The 7,559-nt window shown below is 52.4% G+C and carries 3 protein-coding genes and 2 pseudogenes; 4 read left to right on the top strand and 1 reads right to left on the bottom strand.

The annotated features are described in order from the left end of the window. Positions 1 to 359: 359 nt before the first annotated feature. Positions 360 to 1,369, bottom strand: a pseudogene (locus HMPREF3143_RS01905) (zinc-binding alcohol dehydrogenase family protein). A 352-nt stretch (positions 1,370 to 1,721) separates the two neighbouring features. On the opposite strand from HMPREF3143_RS01905, the gene lacI reads away from it, so the two are divergent. From lacI to HMPREF3143_RS01885, 4 genes and pseudogenes are all read left to right on the top strand, one after another. Continuing rightward, entirely contained in the window at positions 1,722 to 2,804 is a 1,083-nt protein-coding gene (gene lacI, locus HMPREF3143_RS01900; RefSeq protein ID WP_007851507.1) for a DNA-binding transcriptional repressor LacI, read from the top strand. 121 nt (positions 2,805 to 2,925) lie between these two features. Next, the gene (gene lacZ, locus HMPREF3143_RS01895) at positions 2,926 to 6,000 is read left to right on the top strand and encodes a beta-galactosidase (RefSeq protein WP_007894989.1); all 3,075 of its coding nucleotides are present in this window, start codon (positions 2,926 to 2,928) and stop codon (positions 5,998 to 6,000) included. A 51-nt stretch (positions 6,001 to 6,051) separates the two neighbouring features. After that, positions 6,052 to 7,305, top strand: a complete 1,254-nt coding sequence (lacY, locus tag HMPREF3143_RS01890; RefSeq protein WP_003846917.1) for a lactose permease — start codon at positions 6,052 to 6,054, stop codon at positions 7,303 to 7,305. A 65-nt stretch (positions 7,306 to 7,370) separates the two neighbouring features. Then, positions 7,371 to 7,511 (top strand): annotated as a pseudogene (locus tag HMPREF3143_RS01885) (maltose acetyltransferase domain-containing protein); the annotation flags it as partial. Positions 7,512 to 7,559: the final 48 nt, after the last annotated feature.

The following is a 7,559-nucleotide window of genomic DNA, read 5'->3' as shown; positions in this document are numbered from 1 at the left end:
AGGAGGGAGTGACCATCTCATTAAATATCCTACGTTAAGCCTGTTTTTTGAGCTGGCATGGCGGGCAGCTATGAGCGAAGTATAGTCATTCGCCCTATCTCTTTTGTCGCACTTTCAACAAGGGGGTCGCTTGGAAAGCGGAACGAGGTCAGTCTCCGCCCGGACTGCTCAGCTCTTTAAACAGCAAAAGAGAGGCATCTTATGAGAAGGGATTGTTCAGTATGTCAAGGCAGACTGCTTTTTCATCCGCAGGTACTGAGGGTAAATGCTCAATTCCGGTACGATTCTTACTCTATAGCCAGACAGAATTCAGCATTGTGCTGAACCCGAATCTTTTTTTACTCTGACAGGCCTGTTCATCAGAACCCTGAAAAAACAATTTTCCCGTTCACATTTTTATTTTCCATGTCCTCATGAGCCCGGCGAAGTGCTTTAGCATTCAGCCTGCCATACTCTGCCAGCAACGGAGGTTTGAGCTTACCGGAATCCAGCATGCATGAGAGTTTGTTAAGAATATCATGCTGTTTAGACATGTCCGCAGTAGCATGCATGGGGCGGGTAAACATTGCCTCCCAGTGAACAGAAACGCTCTTAAATTTGATCAAACGCAGATCCAGTGGTTCAGGGTCGTCGATGAGTCCGATACGGCCTTGTGGGGCAATAATTTCGGCCATATTTTCCCAGGCAGATGGCGTGGTGTACGTTGAGAAAATCCGGGTAATGGGAGGGAGTCCAGCAAGGCTGGCAACCTGTGGCGCAAGCGCACATGAATGATCCAGGACATAATGCGCACCAAACCCGCGAACCGCTCTGACACTCTCCTGCCGGGAGGCAGTCCCGATGATGTTCACCCGACTCAGAGTGCGGGCAAGCTGTATAGCCATACAAGGGACTCCGCCCGCACCGCCAAGCATCAACAGGGTCTGATCAGCATCTCCGTTCACTGACAACTGCAGACGATCAAATAACATTTCCCAGGCTGTCAGACCGGTCAGAGGAACCGACGCTGCAGCTTCAAAACTTAGTGCTGCCGGCTTTATCCCCGTAATGCGTTCGTCAACCAGCTGAAACTCTGCGTTGGCTCCCTGGCGATCGAGCACACCGGCATAGAAAACGTGGTCACCTGGCCTGAACAGCGTCACCTCTGGTCCGGTTGCTTCAACAACACCGGAAGCGTCGTATCCCATAACTACCGGATTGCCTGCAGAGGGACTGATGTTTCGCCGGCTTTTCAGGTCCCGTGGGTTAACCGCGACCGCCCTGACTCTGATCAAAAGATCACGCCCCTTGGGCATGGATGGGTGGGGAAGCGACAAATCTTCAATAACGGATGTACTTTCCCGGGTTGCCAGAAACCAACGGCTTTCATTCTGTCTCCTTAAAAAGGTCAGTCACCAGATAAATAAATGTAAAAGTGTGCGGAACGCGATACCCGCCAGTGCCCCCGGCAGTGCAAATCGAAAAATACGCGGAAAGCGGGCGCTGGGTAATGCTGTCAACCTGTTGATGACTATTTTAATCTGTAGTCATTCAATCCTTGTAACATCAGGATGATCCTGGTGTCAGTGAAAATACGAAATCAACACGTTGGTATCATTACCCACCTGTGAACTGACGTCGGCATTTTGAATCTCACTTCGGCGTGCCCCCTCCGAATGGCGCAAAACATTTCGTGGTATGGCATGATAGCACCCGAAGAGAGTCAATTCAGGGTGGTAAATGTGAAACCAGTAACGCTATACGATGTCGCAGAGTATGCCGGTGTCTCTTATCAGACCGTTTCCCGCGTGGTGAACCAGGCCAGCCACGTCTCTGCGAAAACGCGGGAAAAGGTGGAAGCGGCGATGGCGCAGCTGAACTACATTCCCAACCGCGTGGCACAACAACTGGCGGGGAAACAGTCGTTGCTGATTGGCGTTGCTACCTCCAGTCTGGCCCTGCACGCGCCGTCGCAAATTGTCGCGGCGATTAAATCTCGCGCCGATCAACTGGGTGCCAGCGTGGTGGTGTCGATGGTAGAACGAAGCGGCGTCGAAGCCTGTAAAGCGGCGGTGCACAATCTTCTCGCGCAACGCGTCAGTGGGCTGATCATTAACTATCCGCTGGATGACCAGGATGCCATTGCTGTGGAAGCTGCCTGCGCTAATGTTCCGGCGTTATTTCTTGATGTCTCTGACCAGACTCCCATCAACAGTATTATTTTCTCCCATGAAGACGGTACGCGACTGGGCGTGGAGCATCTGGTCGCATTGGGTCACCAGCAAATCGCGCTGTTAGCGGGCCCATTAAGTTCTGTCTCGGCGCGTCTGCGTCTGGCGGGCTGGCATAAATATCTCACTCGCAATCAAATTCATCCGATAGCGGAACGGGAAGGCGACTGGAGTGCCATGTCCGGTTTTCAACAAACCATGCAAATGCTAAATGAGGGCATCGTTCCCACTGCGATGCTGGTTGCCAACGATCAGATGGCGCTGGGCGCAATGCGCGCCATTACCGAGTCCGGGTTGCGCGTTGGTGCGGATATCTCGGTAGTGGGATACGACGATACCGAAGACAGCTCGTGTTATATCCCGCCGTTAACCACCATCAAACAGGATTTTCGCCTGCTGGGGCAAACCAGCGTGGACCGCTTGCTGAAACTCTCTCAGGGCCAGGCGGTGAAGAGCAATCAGCTGTTGCCCGTCTCACTGGTGAAAAGAAAAACCACCCTGGCGCCCAATACGCAAACCACCTCTCCCCGCACGTTGGCAGATTCCTTAATGCAGCTGGCACGACAAGTTTCCCGACTTGAAAGCGGGCAGTGAGCGCAACGCAATTAATGTGAGTCAGCTCACTCATTAGGCACCCCAGGCTTTACACTCTATGTGTCCGGCTCGTATGTTATGCGAAAATGTGAGCGGATAACAATTCACGCAGGATACAACTATGACAATGATTACGGATTCACTGGCCGTCGTATTACAACGTCGTGACTGGGAAAACCCTGGCGTTACCCAACTTAATCGCCTTGCGGCACATCCCCCTTTCGCCAGCTGGCGTAATAGCGAAGAGGCTCGCACCGATCGCCCTTCCCAAGAGTCGCGCAGCCTGAATGGTGAATGGCGCTTTGCCTGGTTTCCGGCACCAGAAGCGGTACCAGAAAGCTGGCTGGAGCGCGATCTTCCTGACGCCGATACTGTCATCGTCCCCTCAAACTGGCAGATGCACGGTTACGATGCGCCTATCTACACCAACGTGACCTATCCCATTGCGGTCAATCCGCCGTATGTTCCCACGGAGAATCCGACGGGTTGTTACTCGCTCACATTTAATGTTGATGAAAGCTGGCTACAGGAAGGCCAGACGCGAATTATTTTTGATGGTGTTAACTCGGCGTTTCATTTGTGGTGCAACGGGCGCTGGGTCGGTTACGGACAGGACAGTCGTTTGCCGTCTGAATTTGACCTGAGCGCATTTTTACACGCCGGAGAAAACCGCCTCGCGGTGATGGTGCTGCGCTGGAGTGACGGCAGTTATCTGGAAGATCAGGATATGTGGCGGATGAGCGGCATTTTCCGTGACGTCTCGTTGCTGCATAAACCGAGCACGCAAATCAGCGATTTCCATGTAGCCACTCACTTTAATGATGATTTCAGCCGCGCTGTACTGGAGGCAGACGTTCAGATGTACGGCGAGCTGCGCGATGAGCTGCGGGTGACGGTTTCTTTGTGGCAGGGTGAAACGCAGGTCGCCAGCGGCACCGCGCCTTTCGGCGGTGAAATTATCGATGAGCGTGGTGGTTATGCCGATCACGTCACCCTACGTCTGAACGTCGAAAACCCGAAACTGTGGAGCGCCGAAATCCCGAATCTCTATCGTGCGGTGGTTGAACTGCACACCGCCGACGGCACGCTGATTGAAGCAGAAGCCTGCGATGTCGGTTTCCGCGAGGTGCGGATTGAAAATGGTCTGCTGCTGCTGAACGGCAAGCCGTTGCTGATTCGCGGCGTTAACCGTCACGAGCATCATCCTCTGCATGGTCAGGTCATGGATGAGCAGACGATGGTGCAGGATATCCTGCTGATGAAGCAGAACAACTTTAACGCCGTGCGCTGTTCGCATTATCCGAACCATCCGCTGTGGTACACGCTGTGCGACCACTACGGCCTGTATGTGGTGGATGAAGCCAACATTGAAACCCACGGCATGGTGCCAATGAATCGTCTGACCGATGATCCGCGCTGGCTACCCGCGATGAGCGAACGCGTAACGCGAATGGTGCAGCGCGATCGTAATCACCCGAGTGTGATCATCTGGTCGCTGGGGAATGAATCAGGCCACGGCGCTAATCACGACGCACTCTATCGCTGGATCAAATCTGTCGATCCTTCCCGCCCGGTACAGTATGAAGGCGGCGGAGCCGACACCTTCGCAACCGATATTATTTGCCCGATGTACGCGCGCGTGGATGAAGACCAGCCCTTCCCGGCTGTGCCGAAATGGTCCATCAAAAAATGGCTTTCGTTGCCTGGAGAGACGCGCCCGCTGATCCTTTGCGAATACGCCCACGCGATGGGTAACAGTCTTGGCGGCTTCGCTAAATACTGGCAGGCGTTTCGTCAGTACCCCCGTTTACAGGGCGGCTTCGTCTGGGACTGGGTGGATCAGTCGCTGATTAAATATGATGAAAATGGCAATCCGTGGTCGGCTTACGGCGGTGATTTTGGCGATACGCCGAATGATCGCCAGTTCTGCATGAACGGTCTGGTCTTTGCAGACCGCACGCCGCATCCGGCGCTGACGGAAGCAAAACACCAGCAGCAGTTTTTCCAGTTCAGTTTATCCGGGCGAACCATCGAAGTGACCAGCGAATACCTGTTCCGTCATAGCGATAACGAGCTCCTGCACTGGATGGTGGCGCTGGATGGCAAGCCGCTGGCAAGCGGTGAAGTGCCTCTGGATGTCGCTCCACAAGGTAAACAGTTGATTGAACTGCCTGAACTACCGCAGCCGGAGAGCGCCGGACAACTCTGGCTAACGGTTCACGTAGTGCAACCGAACGCGACCACATGGTCAGCAGCCGGACACATCAGCGCCTGGCAGCAGTGGCGTCTGGCGGAAAACCTCAGCGTGACACTCCCCTCCGCGCCCCACGCCATCCCGCAACTGACCACCAGCGAAACGGATTTTTGCATCGAGCTGGATAATAAGCGTTGGCAATTTAACCGCCAGTCAGGCTTTCTTTCACAGATGTGGATTGGCGATAAAAAACAACTGCTGACGCCGCTGCGCGATCAGTTCACCCGCGCACCGCTGGATAACGACATTGGCGTAAGTGAAGCGACCCGCATTGACCCTAACGCCTGGGTCGAACGCTGGAAGGCGGCGGGCCATTACCAGGCCGAAGCAGCGTTGTTGCAGTGCACGGCAGATACGCTTGCCGACGCGGTGCTGATTACCACGGTCCACGCGTGGCAGCATCAGGGGAAAACCTTATTTATCAGCCGGAAAACCTACCGGATTGATGGAAGTGGTCAAATGGCGATTACCGTTGATGTTGAAGTGGCGAGCAATACGCCACATCCGGCGCGGATTGGCCTGACCTGCCAGCTGGCGCAGGTAGCAGAGCGGGTAAACTGGCTCGGATTAGGGCCGCAAGAAAACTATCCCGACCGCCTTACTGCGGCCTGTTTTGACCGCTGGGATCTGCCATTGTCAGACATGTATACCCCGTACGTCTTCCCGAGCGAAAACGGTCTGCGCTGCGGGACGCGCGAATTGAATTATGGCCCACACCAGTGGCGCGGCGACTTCCAGTTCAACATCAGCCGCTACAGTCAACAGCAACTGATGGAAACCAGCCATCGCCATCTGCTGCACGCGGAAGAAGGCACATGGCTGAATATCGACGGTTTCCATATGGGGATTGGTGGCGACGACTCCTGGAGCCCGTCAGTGTCGGCGGAATTCCACCTTAGCGCCGGTAGCTACCATTACCAGTTGCTCTGGTGTCAAAAATAATAATAACCGGGCAGGCCATGTCTGCCCGTATTTCGCGTAAGGAAATCCATTATGTACTATTTAAAAAACACAAACTTTTGGATGTTCGGTTTATTCTTTTTCTTTTACTTTTTTATCATGGGAGCCTACTTCCCGTTTTTCCCGATTTGGCTACATGACATCAACCATATCAGCAAAAGTGATACGGGTATTATTTTTGCCGCTATTTCTCTGTTCTCGCTATTATTCCAACCGCTGTTTGGTCTGCTTTCTGACAAACTCGGGCTGCGCAAATACCTGCTGTGGATTATTACCGGCATGTTAGTGATGTTTGCGCCGTTCTTTATTTTTATCTTCGGGCCACTGTTACAATACAACATTTTAGTAGGATCGATTGTTGGTGGTATTTATCTAGGCTTTTGTTTTAACGCCGGTGCGCCAGCAGTAGAGGCATTTATCGAGAAAGTCAGCCGTCGCAGTAATTTCGAATATGGTCGCGCGCGGATGTTTGGCTGTGTTGGCTGGGCGCTGTGTGCCTCGATTGTCGGCATCATGTTCACCATCAATAATCAGTTTGTTTTCTGGCTGGGTTCTGGCTGTGCATTCATCCTCGCCGTTTTACTCTTTTTCGCCAAAACGGATGCGCCCTCTTCTGCCACGGTTGCCAATGCGGTAGGTGCCAACCATTCGGCATTTAGCCTTAAGCTGGCGCTGGAACTGTTCAGACAGCCAAAACTGTGGTTTTTGTCACTGTATGTTATTGGCGTTTCCTGCACCTACGATGTTTTTGACCAACAGTTTGCTAATTTCTTTACTTCGTTCTTTGCTACCGGTGAACAGGGTACGCGGGTATTTGGCTACGTAACGACAATGGGCGAATTACTTAACGCCTCGATTATGTTTTTTGCGCCACTGATCATTAATCGCATCGGTGGGAAAAACGCCCTGCTGCTGGCTGGCACTATTATGTCAGTACGTATTATTGGCTCATCGTTCGCTACCTCAGCACTGGAAGTGGTTATTCTGAAAACGCTGCATATGTTTGAAGTACCGTTCCTGCTGGTGGGCTGCTTTAAATATATTACCAGCCAGTTTGAAGTGCGTTTTTCAGCGACGATTTATCTGGTCTGTTTCTGCTTCTTTAAGCAACTGGCGATGATTTTTATGTCTATTCTGGCGGGCAATATGTATGAAAGCATCGGTTTCCAGGGCGCTTACCTGGTGCTGGGTCTGGTGGCGCTGGGCTTCACCTTAATTTCCGTGTTCACGCTTAGCGGCCCCGGCCCACTTTCTCTGCTGCGTCGCCAGGTGAATGAAGTCGCTTAAGAAATTAATGTCGGATACGGCGCGAGCGCCTTATCCGACCAACTTATCAGGACGGAATGTTAAAAATGAACATGTCGATGACAGAAAAAATAAAAGCAGGCAAGCTATTTACCGATATGTGCGAAGGCTTACCTGAAAAAAGACTTCGTGGGAAAACATTAATGTATGAGTTCAATCACTCGCATCCATCAGAAGTTGAAAAAAGGGTAATGACTCCAACTTATTGATAGTGTTTTATGTTCAGATAATGCCCG

This window comes from Enterobacter sp. HMSC16D10 (assembly GCF_001807145.1).
GTDB lineage: Bacteria > Pseudomonadota > Gammaproteobacteria > Enterobacterales > Enterobacteriaceae > Enterobacter > Enterobacter roggenkampii.
The sequence above is the reverse complement of the archived record's forward strand: the minus strand, read 5'-3'. Positions and strand labels throughout refer to the sequence as shown.